Origin of the sequence: Aestuariivirga sp. (genome assembly GCF_037139295.1) — a bacterium.
Taxonomy (GTDB): domain Bacteria; phylum Pseudomonadota; class Alphaproteobacteria; order Rhizobiales; family Aestuariivirgaceae; genus Aestuariivirga.
Genome location: NZ_JBAXGR010000274.1, coordinates 1 through 1,901, shown reverse-complemented (window position 1 = coordinate 1,901; position 1,901 = coordinate 1). Strand labels below are relative to the sequence as shown.

At 65.9% G+C, this 1,901-nt stretch carries 1 protein-coding gene; it reads left to right on the top strand.

All coding sequences use genetic code 11. The features are described 5' to 3' along the window. A partial coding sequence (locus WCJ41_RS21835) for a polyketide synthase dehydratase domain-containing protein (RefSeq protein WP_336907939.1) occupies window positions 1-1,901 on the top strand: 1,901 nt, incomplete at both ends.

The following is a 1,901-nucleotide window of genomic DNA, read 5'->3' as shown; positions in this document are numbered from 1 at the left end:
CGCGCCAGGATCGCGCTGCCCGGCTACCCGTTCCAGCGCCAGCGCTACTGGATCGAGACAAAGAAGACCCGGGCTGCGGCGGCACATGGCCTTCTGGGCACGCGCCATGACAGCGCGCGTGGCGAGGTGACGTTCGAGACGGCGATCTCGGCTGCGGAGCCTGCCTGGCTTTCGGACCACCGGGTGTTCGGGCAGGTCGTGGTCCCGGGAGCGCTTTACGGCATCCTGGCCTTGTCGGCTGCGCAGGCGGCGGATGACCGGGTGATGAGGTCTGGGGTCTCGCTTGAGGGGTTCGAGATTCGTGCGCCGCTCATTCTTGATGATTCGGCAGAGCAGGCTTTGCAGGTTGTTCTGGGCGTGGCCGATGGCGGAGAGCGTTCGGTCGAGGTGTTCTCACGCGGCGGGCTTGGCGAGAGCTTCGTGCTGCATGCGCGCGGCCGGGTCACCGGCGGCGGCGAGCCCGTCCGTGCAGTGCTTGACCGCGATGCATTGGCTGATCTGACAGACGTTGATCCTGCTGAGCTTTATGCTGGCTTCTCGGCGCGTGGCATTGATTACGGCGCGACTTTCCGCGGTCTTGTGTCACTTGGCGTTGCGCCTGGCGAGGCCTTTGGGGAGGTGTTCCTTGGGGGCCTTGCGAAGGAGGCTGGCCTTCTGTTGCATCCGGCTCTGCTCGACGCCGTGTTCCAGTTGTGTGGTGCGAGCCTGCCGGAGGTTGCGGGAGAGGGTATCTACATGCCCATCGGTTGGCAGCGGCTGAGGCTGGCACAGGCCGTGCCGGGTCGGCTTCAGGTCCATGTTCGCCTCCGTTCCGGCGGCGGTGATGCCCTCCCGGCGGCCGGCAGCACGCCTGAGACCCTCACATTCGACATCAGCTTGTTCAGCGAGGACGGCCACTGGTGCGGGTCGATTGAGGGCTTCACGGTCAAGAAGGCCAGCCGGCAGGCCTTGCTGGCCGGTTCGCGGCGGATCGAGGATCTGCTGTACGAGACGGTGTGGCAAGGAGCGGCCTTTGAAGGCGGAATGCGCTCGGCGGAGTTCCTGGCGCCGCCTTCCGATATTGCAGCAAGTGTGGGGTCTGCGGAACATCTAGCCGCCGAAGGCGTGGCGCCAGAGCAACTCGTGACATCGCTGGCCGGGCTCGAGCGGTTGTCGCAGGCCTATGCACTGTCAGCTCTTGACGGGCTCGGCTGGGACCGGCGCCGGGGCGCGCTTGTGCAGGCCGATGCCCTGCGCCGTGAGCTTAAAGTGGTGGCGAGGCATGATCGTTTGCTGCAGCGCCTTCTGGTGTTGCTTGCCGAAGCGAGGATCCTTGCGCCGGTGAATGCCGCGCTTGGTTCTGCTCCCGCCTGGCAAGTGCTTGCCGGCCGAGGCGATGCCTTGCCTGATGCGGGGCTGGCCGATCCCGAACGCCTCGCCGATGAGCTGGCTGAGGCCTGTCCCAAGGCGTTCATCGAGGTGAGCCTGCTGCGCCGCTGCGGCCAGGCGCTGAGCGGGGTGCTGCTGGGGCAGATTGATCCCCTGGGTCTGCTGTTTGTGAGCGAGGGTCCCAGTGCGGCGGATCTCTATCGTGATGCGCCGGCTGCGCGCGTGGCGAATGGGCTCGTCGCGGCTGTGGTTGCACAAGCCATCGCGCGGCTGCCGCAGGGCCGCCGCTTGCGTGTTCTGGAAGTGGGAGCGGGCACTGGCGGCACCACGGCCTCGATCCTACCGGTTCTTCCAAAGGAGCGGTTCAGCTATACGTATACCGATCTCTCGGCGGTCTTTTTTGCCAATGCGCGTGAGCGGTTTGGCGAACATGGGTTGATCTGCCGAAAGCTGGACATCGCCGCCGATCCGCAGGCTCAGGGCTTTGCCGCGCATGGCTATGACCTGGTGATCGCGGCCAATGTGCTGCATGC